This is a genomic window from Halomonas sp. GXIMD04776 (genome assembly GCF_049808615.1).
In the GTDB taxonomy this organism is placed as follows: Bacteria; Pseudomonadota; Gammaproteobacteria; order Pseudomonadales; family Halomonadaceae; genus Modicisalibacter.
On sequence record NZ_JBNCAN010000006.1, the window covers coordinates 23,739 to 39,921 of the forward strand.

The 16,183-nt window shown below is 59.5% G+C and carries 16 protein-coding genes; 10 read left to right on the top strand and 6 right to left on the bottom strand.

Translation table 11 applies throughout. The annotated features are described in order from the left end of the window. Window positions 1-54 precede the first annotated feature (54 nt). The 6 genes from slmA to ACPF7Z_RS05385 form a co-directional block, all read right to left on the bottom strand. A complete protein-coding gene (gene slmA / locus ACPF7Z_RS05360; protein WP_425192155.1) occupies window positions 55-684 on the bottom strand; it encodes a nucleoid occlusion factor SlmA in 630 nt (209 codons plus the stop codon). Between the two features lie 36 nt (window positions 685-720). After that, window positions 721-1,635, bottom strand: a complete 915-nt coding sequence (gene argB, locus ACPF7Z_RS05365) for an acetylglutamate kinase (protein ID WP_425192156.1) — start codon at window positions 1,633-1,635, stop codon at window positions 721-723. Window positions 1,636-1,721: 86 nt separating this feature from the next. Then, window positions 1,722-3,104: a phosphomannomutase/phosphoglucomutase gene (locus ACPF7Z_RS05370; protein ID WP_425192157.1), complete on the bottom strand. Its 1,383-nt coding sequence runs from the start codon at window positions 3,102-3,104 to the stop codon at window positions 1,722-1,724. A 73-nt stretch (window positions 3,105-3,177) separates the two neighbouring features. Continuing rightward, window positions 3,178-3,660, bottom strand: coding sequence for a dUTP diphosphatase (dut, locus tag ACPF7Z_RS05375; RefSeq protein WP_425192158.1), 483 nt, complete (start codon window positions 3,658-3,660; stop codon window positions 3,178-3,180). After that, window positions 3,657-5,012 (bottom strand): bifunctional phosphopantothenoylcysteine decarboxylase/phosphopantothenate--cysteine ligase CoaBC, encoded by a 1,356-nt coding sequence (gene coaBC / locus ACPF7Z_RS05380; protein WP_425192159.1) that lies wholly within the window; start codon window positions 5,010-5,012, stop codon window positions 3,657-3,659. The genes dut and coaBC overlap by 4 nt, the downstream gene beginning before the upstream one ends. 81 nt (window positions 5,013-5,093) lie before the next feature. Beyond that, window positions 5,094-6,416: a PQQ-binding-like beta-propeller repeat protein gene (locus ACPF7Z_RS05385; protein WP_425192160.1), complete on the bottom strand. Its 1,323-nt coding sequence runs from the start codon at window positions 6,414-6,416 to the stop codon at window positions 5,094-5,096. A gap of 154 nt (window positions 6,417-6,570) precedes the next feature. Here ACPF7Z_RS05385 and radC point away from each other — a divergent pair, with 154 nt between their 5' ends. The 10 genes from radC (at window position 6,571) to ACPF7Z_RS05435 (ending at window position 16,161) form a co-directional block, all read left to right on the top strand. Continuing rightward, on the top strand, window positions 6,571-7,245 hold the full coding sequence (radC, locus tag ACPF7Z_RS05390; protein WP_425192161.1) for a RadC family protein: 675 nt from the start codon (window positions 6,571-6,573) through the stop codon (window positions 7,243-7,245). Between the two features lie 313 nt (window positions 7,246-7,558). Further along, window positions 7,559-7,795 (top strand): 50S ribosomal protein L28, encoded by a 237-nt coding sequence (gene rpmB, locus ACPF7Z_RS05395; protein ID WP_425192162.1) that lies wholly within the window; start codon window positions 7,559-7,561, stop codon window positions 7,793-7,795. Window positions 7,796-7,827: 32 nt separating this feature from the next. After that, window positions 7,828-7,983 carry a 50S ribosomal protein L33 gene (rpmG, locus tag ACPF7Z_RS05400; RefSeq protein WP_048306333.1) on the top strand — a complete coding sequence of 52 codons (156 nt, stop codon included), beginning with the start codon at window positions 7,828-7,830 and terminating at the stop codon, window positions 7,981-7,983. 83 nt (window positions 7,984-8,066) lie between these two features. Beyond that, entirely contained in the window at window positions 8,067-8,897 is an 831-nt protein-coding gene (mutM, locus tag ACPF7Z_RS05405; RefSeq protein ID WP_425192163.1) for a bifunctional DNA-formamidopyrimidine glycosylase/DNA-(apurinic or apyrimidinic site) lyase, read from the top strand. Between the two features lie 130 nt (window positions 8,898-9,027). Beyond that, the gene (locus tag ACPF7Z_RS05410) at window positions 9,028-10,218 is read left to right on the top strand and encodes a class I SAM-dependent rRNA methyltransferase (protein ID WP_425192164.1); all 1,191 of its coding nucleotides are present in this window, start codon (window positions 9,028-9,030) and stop codon (window positions 10,216-10,218) included. Between the two features lie 50 nt (window positions 10,219-10,268). Beyond that, window positions 10,269-10,613 (top strand): DUF2007 domain-containing protein, encoded by a 345-nt coding sequence (locus tag ACPF7Z_RS05415; protein WP_425192165.1) that lies wholly within the window; start codon window positions 10,269-10,271, stop codon window positions 10,611-10,613. Between the two features lie 61 nt (window positions 10,614-10,674). Next, a complete protein-coding gene (gene ald, locus ACPF7Z_RS05420; protein ID WP_425192166.1) occupies window positions 10,675-11,790 on the top strand; it encodes an alanine dehydrogenase in 1,116 nt (371 codons plus the stop codon). A 113-nt stretch (window positions 11,791-11,903) separates the two neighbouring features. Next, entirely contained in the window at window positions 11,904-12,917 is a 1,014-nt protein-coding gene (locus ACPF7Z_RS05425; RefSeq protein ID WP_425192167.1) for a tryptophan--tRNA ligase, read from the top strand. Between the two features lie 119 nt (window positions 12,918-13,036). Further along, complete coding sequence (locus ACPF7Z_RS05430) at window positions 13,037-14,245, top strand: YeeE/YedE family protein (RefSeq protein WP_425192168.1); 1,209 nt, start codon at window positions 13,037-13,039, stop codon at window positions 14,243-14,245. Window positions 14,246-14,481: 236 nt separating this feature from the next. Beyond that, the gene (locus ACPF7Z_RS05435) at window positions 14,482-16,161 is read left to right on the top strand and encodes an NAD-dependent malic enzyme (RefSeq protein WP_425192169.1); all 1,680 of its coding nucleotides are present in this window, start codon (window positions 14,482-14,484) and stop codon (window positions 16,159-16,161) included. The last annotated feature ends 22 nt before the right edge of the window (window positions 16,162-16,183 follow it).

Sequence of the window (16,183 nt, forward strand, 5' to 3'; positions counted from 1 at the left end):
TCAGCGAATTTGTCATCAGCACGAAAAGCACTCGGTCAAGTCCGGGTGCTTTTTTTATGTTCGTTGCTTAGAGGGTGCTGCCGCCACGGGCACCAGCAGCTCCTTCGTCAGCAGTTGCCATTGCTCATCCCAGTTCTGGGTCGGCAATCGCTTGAAGTCGCTGCGCACATACTGGCTGATACGACCCTCGGCAGTGGCCAGCAGCAGATTGGCCGCGGAGGAGGCCGGCAAGGCCGTGCGCAACCCTTCGCGTATCTCGGCTTCACGGAGCACCTGCTTGAGCTGGGTTTCCAGGCGCTCGAATAGCTGATTCATGCGCAGGCGCAGCCGTGCAGTCTCTCCGGTCAGGGCATCGCCATTGAGTAGCCGACATAGTCCCGGGTTCTTCTCGGCAAAACCGAGCAGCAACTTGAGGATGTGCTGACAGCGGGACAAGGCGCCCGGCGTTTCGTTGAGAATGAGTCGGATGCGCTCGAACAGGCTTTCTTCGATGAACTCGATCAACCCCTCGAACATGCGAGCCTTGCTGGGGAAGTGGCGATACAGGGCGGCTTCGGAAACACCGACCTGGCGGGCCAGCGAGGCGGTAGTGATGCGCTTGCCGCTATCTTCCTCGAGCATCAATGCCAATGCCTGAAGAATCTGATCTCGTCGGCTCTGCTTGGGGGTGGTTGCCTGCGTCATGATGTTTTTCTAATCGTATTTTTGTGGATTGTGTGATCATGAAATGGACGGGGTGGCATCGTCGCTGATCAGCGTTCCTACCCCCGCATTGGTGAAGATTTCCAGCAGGGTGGCGTGGGGTACTCGACCGTCGATGATGTGCGAGCTGATCACGCCACCCTTGACGGCATCCAGCGCGCAGCGAATCTTGGGCAGCATGCCGCCATGGATGGTGCCATCGGCAATCAGTTCGTCCACCTGCTCGGTGGTCAGGCCTGTCAGCACCTTGCCCTCGCCGTTCATGAGACCGGCAACATTGGTCAGTAGCATCAGCTTTTCGGCATGCAGTGCCTCGGCCACCTTGCCGGCCACCAGATCCGCATTGATGTTGTAGCTGCGCCCTTGACCATCGACCCCGATCGGCGCAATCACCGGGATAAAGTCCCGCGCGGTAAGCATCTCGATCAGCTCGGTTGAGACCCGCTCGACTTCGCCAACATGACCGATATCGATGATCTCCGGGGCGGTCATCTCCGGGCTTTGATGGCTAACCTTGAGTTGCCGGGCGCGAATCAGGCCACTGTCCTTGCCGGTCAGGCCGATCGCCTTGCCGCCACACTGATTGATCAGGTTCACGATGCCCTTGTTGACCAGACCACCCAGGACCATTTCCACCACGTCCATGGTCTCGGCATCCGTCACCCGCATGCCGTTGACGAAGCGTGACTCGATCTTGAGTTTGGCCAGTAGATCGCCGATCTGCGGGCCGCCGCCATGCACCACCACTGGATTGATGCCGACTTCCTTCATCAGCACCATGTCTCGAGCGAAGGAGTCGACCAGCGTCTGTTCGGTCATGGCGTTGCCGCCATATTTGACGACGACGGTCTTGCCGGAAAAACGCTGGATATAGGGCAGTGCCTCGGACAGGATCTCGACTACCTGGCGCGGGTCACGAGAATGTTGCGTCATCGACATACAGCCTCTTCGTGAGTGAAAGTGCGCAAGTAACAGTAAGAGAGGCCGGCCCAGGCCGGCCATCTAGAAGCAATTGGCTGTCAGAAAGGGATATCGGCGTCGGGGGCGACCTGCTTGAGGGCGTGGCGGAAACTATTCTGAATGCGATCCAGTGCTTCCTGGCTCTTGCCCTCGAAACGCAGCACCAGCATGGGGGTGGTGTTTGAGGCACGGCACAGACCCCAGCCATCGGGATAGTCGACGCGGATACCGTCCAGCGTCGTCTTGACGCCGTCGTTACCGAAGTCACCCTCCTTGGCCAAGCGCTCGACGGTGTCGAACTTGTTGTCGTCGGTGACCTCGACATTGATCTCTGGAGTGCCGAGATCCTGCGGGTAGCGATTGAAGAAGGTGTCGGCATCATCGTTCTGCTTGGAGAGAATTTCCAGCAGACGCGCGGCACCATAAATACCATCGTCGAAACCGTACCAGCGCTCCTGGAAGAAGATGTGACCGCTCATCTCGCCGGCCAGCTGAGCGCCGGTCTCCTTCATGCGCGCCTTGATCAGCGAGTGACCAGTACGCCACATTTCCGGCGTGCCACCGGCGTTCTCGATCACCTGAGCCAGATTACCGGTACATTTGACGTCGAAGATCACCTTGGCGCCTGCGTTGCGGCTCAGCATGTCCTCGGCGAAGGCCATCATCAACCGATCGGGATAGATCACATCACCCTTGGGCGTGACCACACCCAGACGGTCGCCGTCACCATCGAAGGCCAACCCGATGTCGGCACCGGTTTCTTTGACAGTACGAATGACGTCTTTGAGGTTTTCAAGCTTGCCGGGATCCGGGTGGTGGTTGGGGAAGGTGCCGTCGATCTCGTCGAACAGCCGGACCGTCTCGGCTCCGAGGCGTTCGATCAGCTTGGGTCCTAGCTCGCCGGCCACGCCATTGCCGCAATCGACCACCGCCTTGATCGGACGCTCGAGGGAGACATCGCCGAGGATGCGGTCGAGATAGGCATCGCGCACATCCTGTTCGCTGACCGTACCCTGGCCGCTTTCCAGATCGTCGTTCTTGATACGCTCGTAAAGAGCGGTGATGGCATCACCGGAAAGAGTCACGCCACCGAGTACGATCTTGAACCCATTGTAGTCCGGCGGGTTGTGGCTGCCGGTGACCATGACGCCGGAGGCGGTGCCCTCGAGCACATGGGTGGCGAAATAGAGTACCGGGGTCGGCACCATGCCGATGTCGATGACGTCGCGTCCGGCGGCGGTCAGGCCGCGGGCCAGGGCATCCTTCAGCTTGGGGCCGGAAAGGCGACCGTCCCGGGCCACCACTACCGTGGATTCGCCTTGGGCGGCGGCCTCGCTGCCGATGGCGCGGCCGATCAATTCGACACTCTCCTCGGTCAGAGTGTCGTCGACGATGCCGCGAATATCGTAGGCGCGAAAAATGGATGGTGTTATCTGGGTCATGGGTCCCTCCTTGGGTCGTTAAAAAGTTCAGTTGAAAGAGTGAATTGAAGAGAACGTATTGAAACGTGTTGGGCTAGTGGCGCCCGGAGTGGCCGAACCCGCCGGCCCCGCGCTGACTGGCAGCGAAATCCTCGACCACTTCGAGCTGGGCCTGGACCACGGGAACGAGCACATACTGTGCCAGGCGTTCACCGGGTTCGAGCACGAACGGTGTCCGGCCGCGATTCCATACCGAGATCATCAGCTCGCCTTGATAGTCGGAGTCGATCAACCCGATCAGATTGCCCAGCACAATGCCGTGTTTATGGCCCAGTCCGGAGCGAGGCAAGATCATGCCGGCGAGTCCCGGGTCGCCGATATGCGCGGCGAGGCCGGTGCGCACCAGTTCGCAGTCGCCCGGGGCGAGTTCGAGGGGAGTGTCGAGCAGCGCGCGCAGGTCCATGCCGGCACTGCCTTGGGTCGCATAATGCGGGAGCGGGTAGTCGTGAACCCGTTCGTCGAGAACTCTCACGGAGAGCCGAGGGCCGGAAAAGGTCGATGGTGCGTTTTCGCTCATTGAGTGACCTGTGAAGATGTACGAGGAGGTTGTTCATTGATCATGTGCAGGCGTTTCACTGCCGTGTCGATGATCCTGGCGGCCAACGCCGTTTTGCTTTGAGGCGGCAGGTCGAGGCGGCCCGGAGCGTCCGGAGCCTCGCGCCACAGCAGCAGGGCCGCATTGTCGTCGGTACCGAATCCCAATCCCGCCTGGCCGACGTCGTTGGCCACGATCATGTCCAGGTTCTTGCGCATCAACTTGTCTCGCGCATAGCGCTCGAGATCCTGGGTTTCGGCGGCGAACCCTACGACGAAGGGCCGGGCATCGGTGGGGCTCTCGGCAATCGTGGCGATGATATCCGGATTCTTGACCAGGCGCAGGGTCAAGGCATCGTTATCCGAGGTCTTCTTGATCTTGTGTTCGGCCACCTGCTCGGCGCGGTAATCCGCCACTGCCGCACAGCCGATGAAGATGTCGCTGTCGGCGGCGGCTTCGCGTGCCGCCGCAAGCATTTCGACTGCGGACTCGACGTCGATACGCTCGACGCCCGGCGGCGTTTCGAGCGCCACCGGGCCGCTGACCAGTCGCACGCGAGCGCCACGTTCGGCGGCGGCGTGCGCCAGGGCGAAGCCCATCTTGCCGGAGCTGTGATTGGAGAGATAGCGCACCGGGTCCAACGCTTCTCGCGTCGGCCCGGCGGTGATGGTGATGGTCAATCCACTGGCATCACCCGTACGAGAACCCGCCACGAAGGCCTCTTGGGGCGACGAAGAATTAGAAGTCGGAGCGTCTCCGGGTCCCATATAAAGCGGCGCCTTGGGAAACAGCTCCGCCACGATCGTCTCGGGCTCGAGCATCCGTCCCGGGCCCACATCGCCACAGGCTTGATCACCTGCCTCCGGCCCCAAAAGACGCCAACCGTAATCCTGCAGTCGGCGGGCGTTGTCCAGAGTCGCCGGGTGCCCCCACATGGCCTGATTCATGGCCGGCGCCAGCACACATTCTGCGTGACTCGCCAAACACAGGGTGGTCAGCAGATCGTCGGCATGGCCGTGAGCCAGTCGCGCCATCAGGTCGGCAGTAGCCGGAGCGATCAGAATCAGCTCCGCCCAGCGCGCCAGTTCGATGTGGCCCATGCCGGCTTCCGCTTCGGGATCGAGCAACGAGGTACGTACCGCCTCGCCGGTCAGCGCCTGCAAGGTCAACGGCGTGATGAAGGCTTGAGCGCCCTCAGTCATGACCACCCGTACCTCGGCACCGGCTTTCTTCAAAAGCCGTGCCAGCTGCGCGCTCTTGTAAGCCGCAATACCGCCACTGATGCCCAGCAGAATGCGCCTTCCCACCAGCGATGCTTCTTTGCGTCGCGACATGTGTGATTACCCCCAGGTAGCGATCACCCACTTTACCATTGCGTGCTCGAGGATGCTTACCAGGGCAGGCAACGGGTCGAGTCACTCACGGCATTCCAGCAGTTTCAGGGGGATGGCATGCACGAAGCGGTCATGGCTACCGACGAAGACGGTACGGTTGATGACGATGGGGCCACCCGGGGCCAGGGCGACATTCGGGCCGCCGCTATTTGAACCACCCACCTTGAGTTTGCCAGCACGATGTTCGCAGGCCGGTGTCTTGCCTTCCATGGCATTCAGCATATGCAGAAAGCCGGCTGTGTCGCCGAAGATCACCTTGCCATCGACGATGGCCGGCGCCCCCTTGATCTTGGCGCCTACCGGGTACTCCCAGCGTCGCTCACCGCTCTTCAGATCGTAGGCGAAGAATGACCAGGTATAAGGGCTGCCGACATAGACGCTGCCATCGGCGATTACCGGGGCTCCCGAGGTGTTGTTGTCCTGTTGGGGGCCGCTGCCGAGCAGATCGCTCCAGAGCAGGTCGCCGGAGTCTGCGTCGAAGGCATAGATGAAGTGGAAGTAACCGCGGTGGCTCGAGTACTGACGGGCCTGCTCCTCGGTGAGCTTGTTGGGTTCGACCATGGCGGTGATGACCACGATGCCATCTTCCGAGACCGCTGGCGGCACATCGGTGAAGGAGGCCTGCCGCTCAAAGGTCCAGAGTGTTTCCTGGCGCTGTAGATCGATCGCAACCACCGAATCGAGAGATCCCACATAGAGCACACCGTCCTTTATTGCCGGGGAGGACATGCTCACCCAGCCCGGCAGATCGATAGACCACCGGCGTTCACCGCTGTCTGGACTCAGGGCAATGAGCTTGCCGCCGCCGGTCACTATGTAGAGGGTGCCGTTCCAGAGTGCCGGCGTAGGCATGACTTCGCCCTCGGTGTGATGATTCCACAGGGTTTCGCCATTCTCTGGATTCACCGCCATGACTCCGCTTTCACCAGTGCCTCGCAATTTTCCATTCTGAAAGGCACGGTTGCCGTAGCCGACGAAGATGCGTCCGTCGGCCTGGATCATCTCCGAATGAATCCAGTTGGGCGCATGACGATACCAGGGGTTGTCGTCATCCCAGGCCACCTTGCCGCTGGGCAGGTCGAAGCGAAACATGCCACCCGAGGCGTGATTGCCGATGTACAAGGCATTGCCAACCACTACCGGCGTCGCACGCACCTGATCGCCGGTACGAAACATCATGCGGGGCAGTGGCTCGGCGCCGTTATCAAAGACGGCATTGTTGCTGGCGTTAATACGATATTGGGTCCATTGGGACGGACCGAAGGTCTCTTCCTCCGCTGCCAGGCTCGATGTTGCCAGCAGACATCCAATGACCAGTGGCAGAAATAAAAAAGATCGTCTCATGATTCTCTCTCGGGTCTGATGATTTTCGGCCCTGCGTAGCCATCGCCAGTTTAGCCCAGAAAGCCGTTTAAAGAGCAAAGTTCGCCGTTCTTGATGAACCCTTATAATCGTCACGCTAGCAGTTGCTTATATAAGAAAAATGCGGGGAATATAAATGTCGATTCGTCATTGGCCCGAGGGTGAACGCCCCCGGGAAAAACTGTTGTCACTGGGCTCGGCGGCATTATCGGATGCGGAGTTGTTGGCCATCTTCCTGCGTGTCGGTGTGAAGGGGCGCTCGGCGGTGGATCTCGCGCGGGATCTGTTGAGCGGCTTCGGGGGGTTGCGTCAATTATTGGAGGCGGACAAGACACGCTTTTGCGCCGAACACGGCCTGGGGGAAGCCAAGTTCGTGCAACTGCAGGCGGTACTCGAATTGTCGCGGCGGCATCTGGCCTGTCAGCTCGAACGTGGCGGCGCCTTGACCTCGCCGGCGCTGGTGCGGGCCTATCTGATCGCTCAGATGCGCCATCTCGGACACGAGGAGTTCGCCGCCTTGTTTCTTGATACCCAGCACCGGGTGATCCGCTTCGAGTCGCTGTTTCGCGGTACCCTGGACAGCGCCTCGGTCTATCCCCGGGAGGTAGCAAGGCGCGCATTGGAACTGAGCGCCGGCGCCATCATCTTCGCTCATAACCATCCTTCCGGAGTGGCGGAACCCAGCGATGCGGACCGGCGCATCACCCGGCGGCTTGTCGAGGCCCTCGAATTGTTCGAGATTCGGGTGCTGGATCATTTCGTTGTCGGCGATGGGGAGGTTGTATCCTTTGCCGAACGCGGCTGGCTATAAGTGGAGGACTGGCTGCGCTCGGGCAGGCGTTGTTAAAAACCAGCTTGGAATGCTCATCTGCTACAGCAAACTCCGCTTCCGCGCTGATTTTTGCCTAGCCTGACCGTCGCTCGCTCAGTCCTATATGATTGATGTGGCGTTTCTTGTAGCAGGAATATCTTGCCGTTTTTCGCGCCGTCTGGTATAAAGTGCACCCTTTGAATTCTTGGGTTGACTTGGGTTGAAGTAGGGGGCGTAAAGCGGTCGCTGCCATTCTCTCTTGCGGTTTGCCCGACAGGTTTTGAACAACTCGCCCAGCGGTTGGAGGCTTTCAATGTCCAAAGTATGTCAGGTTACCGGCAAGCGTCCGGTGACCGGAAACAATGTATCCCACTCTCAGCGCAAGACGCGTCGTCGTTTCGTGCCCAATCTGCATACCCACCGCTTCTGGGTGGAGTCCGAGAAGCGCTTCATCAAGCTGCGCATCTCCTCCAAGGGTATGCGGATCATCGACAAGAAGGGTATCGATGAGGTGCTAAGCGATCTTCGTAAGCGTGGCGAGCGCTTCTAGCTCAAGAAGAGTAATCCAGGAGAACGTGAGTCATGCGTGACAAGATCAGAATGATTTCCAGTGCCGGTACCGGCCACTTCTACACCACCGACAAGAACAAGCGTAATACACCGGACAAGCTCGAATTCAAGAAATTCGATCCGGTGGTGCGCAAGCATGTGATGTATAAGGAAGGCAAGATCAAGTAAATTGCTCTTGTGCTTTTCTGAAAAGACCCGGCAATGCCGGGTCTTTTCGTCTCTGGACATCTATCGCTGGTTGGGAACTTTCCATGCCCGAGCTTCCCGAAGTCGAAACGACCCGTCGTGGTATCGCTCCCCATATCGAAGGGCGTGAGGTTCGCGAGGTCATCCTGCGTGAACGACGTTTGCGCACACCGGTGCCCGATGACCTGGCCGATGCTCTGATCGGCCGGCGTATCGGCGGACTGGGGCGGCGGGCCAAGTATCTGCTGGTGCCCCTTGCGGATTCCCGAGGACGAACGCGCTCGCTGATCTGGCATCTGGGCATGTCCGGCAGCCTGCGTATCGCGCGTATCGGCGATCTGCCGAAGAAACACGATCATATTGATGTGGTGGTCGAGGGTGGCGCCATTTTGCGTTACCACGATCCACGACGGTTCGGTTTCGTCGATTGGCTGCAGGGTAGTGTACTCGAAGATCCGCGGCTGAAACGCCTCGGGCCGGAGCCGTTGTCAACCGACTTCAATGAGGATCACCTGTACAGAGTGTCCCGGGGGCGCCGGATGGCGGTGAAGCCGTTCCTGATGGATAACGCGGTGGTCGTTGGCGTGGGTAATATCTATGCCAGCGAGGCGCTATACCTTGCCGGTATCGATCCGCGGCGCGCGGCGGGCCGCATTTCCCGGGAGCGCTACAGGCGATTGTCTGCAGCGGTGCGTGAAGTGCTCGCTGCGGCCATTACTCAAGGCGGCACCACACTGCGCGATTTCGTCAGCGGCATCGGTGAGCCCGGCTATTTTGCCCAGCGCCTCAATGTCTATGGCCGGGCAGGGCAAGCCTGTCGACGCTGTGGCGGCGAGCTGCGTCTGGTGACATTGGGCCAGCGGGCGAGTGTGTTCTGCCCCGTTTGTCAGAAATAACAGGTAGGCTACCATGAGATGCCTCAGGCGAATGCTGTGCGCCTTGTCCTATTCTCTTCTCATCCCTATTGTCATCCTCCGGGTCGGTTAGAATGCCTACCACCCGATCCTCGGTCTGCTGGAGCCTCTCATGTCCGAACGTCTGCGCCTGAAGAAGAATGCCGATCGCCGTCTGAAGGCCGGTCATCTGTGGCTCTATTCCAACGAGATCGATATTGGAGAGACGCCGTTAAAGGGCCTCGAGCCCGGTGCTCAAGCCGTGGTGGAAGCCGCCAATGGCAAGCCGATGGGGATCGCCTACGTCAATCCTCATTCGTTGATCTGTGCTCGAGTCGTGTCCCGCGATGCCAACGTGCGTCTGGATCGCTCCTTGCTGGTGCATCGCTTCAATCAGGCATTGGCACTACGCACGCGATTGTTTTCAAAACCCTTCTATCGGCTGATCCACGGTGAGGGGGACCTTTTGCCGGGGCTGATCGTCGATCGTTTCGATGATGTACTGGTGGTCCAGCTCAATACCCTGGGCATGGAACATCTGGGTGAGGAGATCGTGGCGGCGCTGAACAAGGTGTTTTCTCCCCGGGCGATCGTGTTCAAGAACGACTCTTCGGGGCGTCGCCTGGAACAGCTCGAACATCAGGTGGAAGTGGTACAGGGCACCTTGCCGGAACAGGTGTTGCTGGAAGAGAACGGCGTGCGCTTCGTTGTGCCGGTAATGGCGGGGCAGAAGACCGGCTGGTTTTTCGATCACCGTGCCAACCGTGCCTGGCTCAATCAACTGGTCGCAGGCAAGCGGGTACTCGACGTGTTCAGCTATGTGGGCGGCTGGGGAGTACAGGCGGCTGCTCATGGGGCCAACGAAGTGCTGTGCGTGGACAGCTCCGCCGAGGCATTGGCGCAGGTTGTCGAAAACGCCGCGCTCAATGGCCTTGCCGAACAGGTGGCGGTAGCCGAAGCCGATGCCTTTGAAGCATTGGCGGCGCTCAAGGCCGAGGGTGAGCAGTTCGATGTGGTCGTTCTCGATCCACCCGCCTTCATCAAGAAGCGCAAGGACATTCCCAACGGCGAGCGAGCCTACTCGCGTCTCAATCGGGAGGCGATGAGGCTACTTGGTCGCGACGGATTGCTGCTGAGCGCTTCCTGCTCGATGCATCTTGCTCCGGAGCGTCTGATTGAGTGCGTGCGCGGCGCGGTGCGGCACCAGGATCGTCACGGCCAGGTAATCTATCAGGGCGGCCAGGGGCCTGATCATCCGGTGCATCCGGCGATTCCCGAGACGGCCTATCTGAAGGCGCTTGGTGTGCGAGTCTTCCGCGATTGATTGATCGAGGAAAGGGCTTCGCTCGCTCATTTCCTTACTTTGGAGGCAATGTGGTATCCCAGTATGTTCGGGTCTTCGCTCATTCCAATGCCTTGCTAGTCGGTCATGTACGCAATGTGCTGGAGAGCGCTGGTCTGCCCTGTGAACTGCGCAACATGACGCTAGGGGGCGGAGCCGGCGAGTTGCCTCTCGGAGAGTGTGAGCCTGAAGTATGGGTGGCTGCGCACAATCGCGCGCGTGCCGAGACATTGATCGAAGAGGCGTTGAACGGCCCACGAGAACCCTCCCAGGTATGGCGTTGCCCGCAGTGCAACGAATGCCTCGAGGGTGTATTCGATACTTGTTGGAAGTGTGGCAGGACAAGACCTGATTCCTATCGCACGGTTTTGTCGTGATTTCCTACCTGTGCTGTACTGAGTATCGATGTCATTCTCGATCTTCAACCAAGGAGCTTCCATGAAGATAGCCGTTCCCAAGGAAATCAAGAATCATGAATATCGCATTGCTCTGACCCCGACCGGAGTGCGGGAGCTGACCGAGCGTGGCCATCAGGTGGTGGTGCAATCTTCCGCCGGTGATGGCTCGGGCTTTCCCGATCCGGACTACGAAGCGGCTGGCGCCGCCCTAGAAGCCGATGTGGACAAGCTTTGGCGCGACGCCGAATTGATCCTCAAGGTGAAAGAGCCACAGAGTGAAGAAGTCGCTCGTCTCGGCGAAGGCCAGACGCTGTTCACCTATCTGCATTTGGCTGCCGAAGAGACGCTGACCAAGGAGTTGATGGCGACCGGAGCGACTTGTATCGCCTACGAGACCATTACCGACGACCAAGGTGGGCTGCCCTTGTTGGCGCCGATGAGTCGTGTTGCCGGACGCATGGCCGTGCAGGCCGGGGCGCACAGCTTGGAAAAGGCCCAGGGTGGTTCAGGAATATTGCTGCCCGGTGTGCCCGGAGTGGCACCGGCCAAGGTGGCGGTCATCGGGGGTGGCGTGGTGGGTGAAAGCGCCGCGCGTATGGCGCTTGGACTAGGAGCGGACGTCACGGTGCTCGACAAATCGTTGTCCCGCCTCGAGGCCCTCGATCATCGCTATCAGGGGCGTTTGCATACCGTCTACTCCACGACCGACACGCTGGAAAAAGCGATCAATGAATCCGACCTGATCATCGGCGCTGTACTGATACCGGGTGCCGCAGCCCCTAAATTGATCACTCGCAAGCAGCTGTCCGATATGCACCCTGGCAGCGTGCTGGTGGATGTGGCCATCGATCAAGGCGGTTGCTTCGAGACCAGCAAACCGACTACGCATGATGAGCCAACCTATATCGTCGATGGCGTAGTGCATTATTGTGTGGCCAACATGCCCGGTGCGGTGGCGCGCACCTCGACCCAGGCATTGACCAATGCCACCATACCCTTCATCACGGCCTTGGCGGACAAGGGGTGGAAGCGAGCATTGGCAGAGGATGAACACTTCCTGCCCGGACTCAACGTGCATGCCGGTCAGGTCACTCATCCGGCGGTGGCGGAAGCCTTCGGGCTGGATAGCGTCGATCCTTATACGATCGTTGGCTGAGCCTTGAGTACGCTGCGACCTCGGCAGACAGGCCGAGGTCGCAGTCGCGTTGAAAAGCCCCCGCGTTGTACACTGGGCGCATTTGCCAACGACCAAGCAGATACGCCATTCCCATGCAAAAGACCCGTGTTCTTACCGGTATCACCACCAGTGGTACCCCGCATCTCGGCAACTATGTCGGGGCCATCAAGCCGGCCATCGATGCAAGCCAGGATCCCAATGTTCAGTCCTATTACTTCCTCGCCGACCTGCACTCCCTGATCAAGTGCCAGGATCCCAAGCGCGTACAGGAATCTCGCCGAGAGATCGCTGCCACCTGGCTGGCGTTGGGCCTGGATACGGACAATGCCATCTTCTATCGCCAGTCGGACATTCCCGAGATTCCCGAACTGACCTGGATGCTCTCCTGCGTCTGCGCCAAGGGTCTGATGAACCGCGCCCATGCCTACAAGGCAGCGGTGGCGGAGAACGAGACGGCCGGTCAGCAGGATCTGGACAAGGGCGTGACCATGGGGTTGTTCGGTTACCCGGTGCTGATGGCCGCGGACATTTTGATGTTCAATGCCAATCGGGTGCCGGTGGGACGCGATCAGATTCAGCATATCGAGATGGCCCGAGACATGGCCGGACGCTTCAATCATCTCTTCAAGGGCCAATACTTCACGCTGCCCGAGGCGGTGGTCGACGAGAGGGTCGAGGTGCTGGGGGGGCTCGATGGGCGCAAGATGTCGAAGAGCTACAACAACACCATTCCGCTGTTCGCCGCCGAGAAGAAGCTTCAGAAGCTGGTGCGCAAGATCAAGACCAATTCCTTGGAGCCGGGCGAGCCCAAGGATCCGGAGGGCTGCACGCTGTTCCAGATCTACTCGGCCTTTGCCACCCCGGAAGAGACCGCTGACATGCGGCGGCGCTATCTCGAGGGTATCGGCTGGGGCGAGGCCAAGGACGCACTCTTCGACTACCTGAACACTCATCTTCGCGAGCCGCGGGAGCGCTATATGGCGCTGATGGAGGATCCGGGCCATATCGAAGCCGTGCTGCAAAAAGGGGCCGAGCGCGCCCGGACCGAGGCGGCGCCCTTGATGGATGAGTTGCGTCATGCCGTGGGATTGGGGCGATTTATTTGATCCGGTTTTTATTCTTTTTTGGAATAGATGTACTGTTTTAAATACTTTTTTAAAAGGTTGTGAGTTCGTTAACCTAGGACGACTGGCTAGTAGGCCCTAACGTCCTCAGGGAACTCATCATGCGCGAACTCGTTTTGACCGAGGAGCATCCTCACCAGCTTTCTTTTCCGTCACTGGCCGCCATTGCTGTGGGCGTCGCCGTTGTAGCCGTTGGTGCCACCTCTGGCATTCGCCTTGGCGCCTTGATGCTGGTCGGCGCCGCCTTCGGGGCGGTGCTATATCATGCCGCCTTCGGCTTTACCGGGGCCTGGCGGGTATTCATCAGTGAGCGTCGCGGGCGTGGGCTGCGGGCGCAGATGGTCATGCTGGCCATTGCCGTCGTGCTGTTCTTCCCTGCGCTCGGGGCAGGGACGCTGTTCGGTACGCCGGTATCCGGCTATGTGGCGCCCATCGGCGTCTCGGTGTTGGTGGGTGCCTTCCTGTTCGGTCTCGGTATGCAACTCGGCGGTGGCTGCGCCTCGGGCACTCTATTTACCGTGGGCGGCGGCAATGCGCGCATGGTGATTACCCTGGCGTTCTTCGTCGTTGGCTCGTTGATCGGCACGGCGCATTTCTCCTGGTGGACGAACCTGCCGGCCTTCCAGCCGACCTCGCTGGTCGATGTGTTTGGCGCTGCCGGTGGCATTGCGATCAGCTTGCTAGCATTCGCTGCCATCGCGGCGGTTACCGTGGTGATGGAAAAGCGTCGTCATGGCCAGCTCGAGCAGACACCACGAATCGATACGGGTCCCTCGCATTGGCTACAAGGTCCGTGGCCGCTGCTGTTTGGGGCCGTGGCGCTGGCACTGCTCAACTTCTTGACTCTGGCATTGGCAGGCCGCCCGTGGGGAATTACCTCGGCTTTCGCCCTATGGGGCGCCAAGGGCTTCGAGGCGCTGGGGGGTGATGTCAGCGGTTGGGGGTATTGGCAAAATCCGGGTAACGCCGCGGCGCTGAAGGCCAGTGTGTGGTCGGATGTCACCACGGTGATGAATATCGGCATCATTCTCGGCGCCATGACGGCGGCCTCGCTGGCCGGCAAGTTTGCACCCAGGTTTCACATTCCGCTGCGCTCGGCCATCGCGGCGGTTATCGGTGGCTTGCTGCTCGGGTATGGGGCGCGATTGGCCTTCGGCTGCAATATTGGCGCCTACTTCGGCGGCATCGCCTCTGGCAGCCTGCATGGCTGGCTGTGGTTGGTGGCGGCCTTCGCTGGCAACATGCTGGGCGTGAAGCTGCGGCCGCTGTTCTTTGCGAGCCCGGCTCGACCCTGGGTGCGCAGCAATTAGCCGGTAAATTATTCTTGAAGAAACGCCTCGGCCTTTATGGCCGGGGCGTTTTTTTGCGGCATAGAAAGATGGTGTTATCCCTGATGCTTGGGTACAGGCCGAAAACGGCAGGGCATGTTATCTTTAAGATATAAGACCGCTCTCAACTGCCAGGATCGAGATGCTCTGGCGGTCGCAATTCTGATCTTCTTGATTAATGAACGTAATTAAAAACTTAATTTAAAAAGAGCCGAGCCATGAGCGAGCCAGTAAAACGCCCCCTCTATATCCCCTACGCCGGTCCGTCCCTGCTGGAGATGCCGCTGCTCAACAAAGGCAGTGCTTTCTCCCCGCAAGAACGCATCGACTTCAACCTGGTGGGTCTGCTGCCCCATGATGTCGAGTCGATCGAAGAGCAGGTCGAACGTGCCTATCGCCAGTATCGCCAATGCCAGAGCGACCTCGACCGCCATATCTATCTGCGTGCCATTCAGGATGATAACGAGACGATGTTCTTTCGGTTGCTCGAGAGCCATCTCGAGGAGATGCTGCCGATCATTTATACGCCAACGGTGGGAGAGGCCTGCGAGCAGTTCTCCAACATCTATCGCAATCATCGCGGCATCTTCGTTTCCTACCCCGACCGGGAGCACATTGACGATATCATCCACAGTGCCACCAAGGACAAGGTCAAGGTCATCGTCGTGACCGATGGTGAGCGCATCCTGGGGTTGGGCGACCAGGGTATCGGAGGCATGGGGATTCCCATTGGCAAACTGGCGCTGTACACCGCCTGTGGTGGCATCAGCCCTGCTTACACCTTGCCGATCATGCTCGATGTCGGGACCAACAATCAGGCGCTGCTGGACGATCCGATGTACATGGGCTGGCATCATCCGCGTATCGGCAAGGAGGAGTACGCTGAGTTCATCGAGCTATTCATTGCCGCAGTCAAGCGGCGTTGGCCGAATGTGCTGTTGCAGTTCGAGGATTTCGCCCAGACCAATGCCATGCCGCTGCTCGAGCACTATCGCGATAAGCTGTGTTGTTTCAATGACGATATTCAGGGCACCGCCTCGGTCTGCGTAGCCACTTTATTGGCGGCCTGCAAGGCGCGGGACGCCAAGGTCAGCGATCAGCGCATCGCCTTCGTGGGTGCCGGCTCGGCGGGTTGTGGCATCGCCGAACAGATCGTCGTGGCGATGACCGAAGAAGGCATTAGCGATGCCGAGGCACGCAAACGTATCTATATGATCGACCGTCATGGCCTGGTGACCGAAGATATGGAAGGCCTGCATAGTTTCCAGAGACGTTTGGCGCATCCCAGGACGGAGGTATCCGACTGGCCAGGTACTGCGCTACTTGATGTAGTCGAAAATGCCGGACTCACGGTATTGATCGGCGTATCGGGTCAGAAAGGGCTTTTCACGGAAACGATCATTCGCGCCCTGCATGCAAACTGCCCCAATCCGCTGGTAATGCCTTTATCGAACCCAACGTCCCGGGTGGAGGCAACCCCTCAGGATATTCTCGACTGGACCAATGGCGAGGCGCTGGTAGCCACCGGTAGCCCCTTTCCTCCGGCGCGAGTGGGTGAAAGGCGGGTTGCTATCGCCCAATGCAACAACGCCTACATCTTTCCTGGTGTTGGTCTTGGGGTCGTGGCCTCCGGGGCAAAGCGAGTGACGGATACCATGCTGATGGCCGCTTCCAATGCCCTGGCCAACAATGCCCCCATCGTCGTGAAGGGCGAGGGCGCCTTGCTACCGTCCTTGGGTGACATTCGCGAAGTAAGTATGCTGATTGCTTTCGATGTGGCCAAGCAGGCCCAGGAAGAAGGCGTGGCGCTGCGCTCTAGCGACGAGGAGCTGCGAGAGCTCATCGAGCGTAACTTCTGGTATCCGCGCTATCGGGATTATCGACGCAACGCGTTCTAAGCACGAGTACGAAGTTTGTGCT

Excerpts from the sequence above, each read along its gene's own strand:
- ACPF7Z_RS05410 (WP_425192164.1), top strand. The coding sequence starts at position 9,028 with ATGTCCGAACGTCTGCGCCTGAAGAAGAATGCCGATCGCCGTCTGAAG.
- coaBC (WP_425192159.1), bottom strand. The coding sequence starts at position 5,012 with ATGTCGCGACGCAAAGAAGCATCGCTGGTGGGAAGGCGCATTCTGCTG.
- ACPF7Z_RS05425 (WP_425192167.1), top strand. The coding sequence starts at position 11,904 with ATGCAAAAGACCCGTGTTCTTACCGGTATCACCACCAGTGGTACCCCG.
- ACPF7Z_RS05435 (WP_425192169.1), top strand. The coding sequence starts at position 14,482 with ATGAGCGAGCCAGTAAAACGCCCCCTCTATATCCCCTACGCCGGTCCG.
- radC (WP_425192161.1), top strand. The coding sequence starts at position 6,571 with ATGTCGATTCGTCATTGGCCCGAGGGTGAACGCCCCCGGGAAAAACTG.
- rpmB (WP_425192162.1), top strand. The coding sequence starts at position 7,559 with ATGTCCAAAGTATGTCAGGTTACCGGCAAGCGTCCGGTGACCGGAAAC.
- rpmG (WP_048306333.1), top strand. The coding sequence starts at position 7,828 with ATGCGTGACAAGATCAGAATGATTTCCAGTGCCGGTACCGGCCACTTC.
- mutM (WP_425192163.1), top strand. The coding sequence starts at position 8,067 with ATGCCCGAGCTTCCCGAAGTCGAAACGACCCGTCGTGGTATCGCTCCC.
- ACPF7Z_RS05385 (WP_425192160.1), bottom strand. The coding sequence starts at position 6,416 with ATGAGACGATCTTTTTTATTTCTGCCACTGGTCATTGGATGTCTGCTG.
- ACPF7Z_RS05370 (WP_425192157.1), bottom strand. The coding sequence starts at position 3,104 with ATGACCCAGATAACACCATCCATTTTTCGCGCCTACGATATTCGCGGC.
- ald (WP_425192166.1), top strand. The coding sequence starts at position 10,675 with ATGAAGATAGCCGTTCCCAAGGAAATCAAGAATCATGAATATCGCATT.
- ACPF7Z_RS05430 (WP_425192168.1), top strand. The coding sequence starts at position 13,037 with ATGCGCGAACTCGTTTTGACCGAGGAGCATCCTCACCAGCTTTCTTTT.
- slmA (WP_425192155.1), bottom strand. The coding sequence starts at position 684 with ATGACGCAGGCAACCACCCCCAAGCAGAGCCGACGAGATCAGATTCTT.
- argB (WP_425192156.1), bottom strand. The coding sequence starts at position 1,635 with ATGACGCAACATTCTCGTGACCCGCGCCAGGTAGTCGAGATCCTGTCC.
- dut (WP_425192158.1), bottom strand. The coding sequence starts at position 3,660 with ATGAGCGAAAACGCACCATCGACCTTTTCCGGCCCTCGGCTCTCCGTG.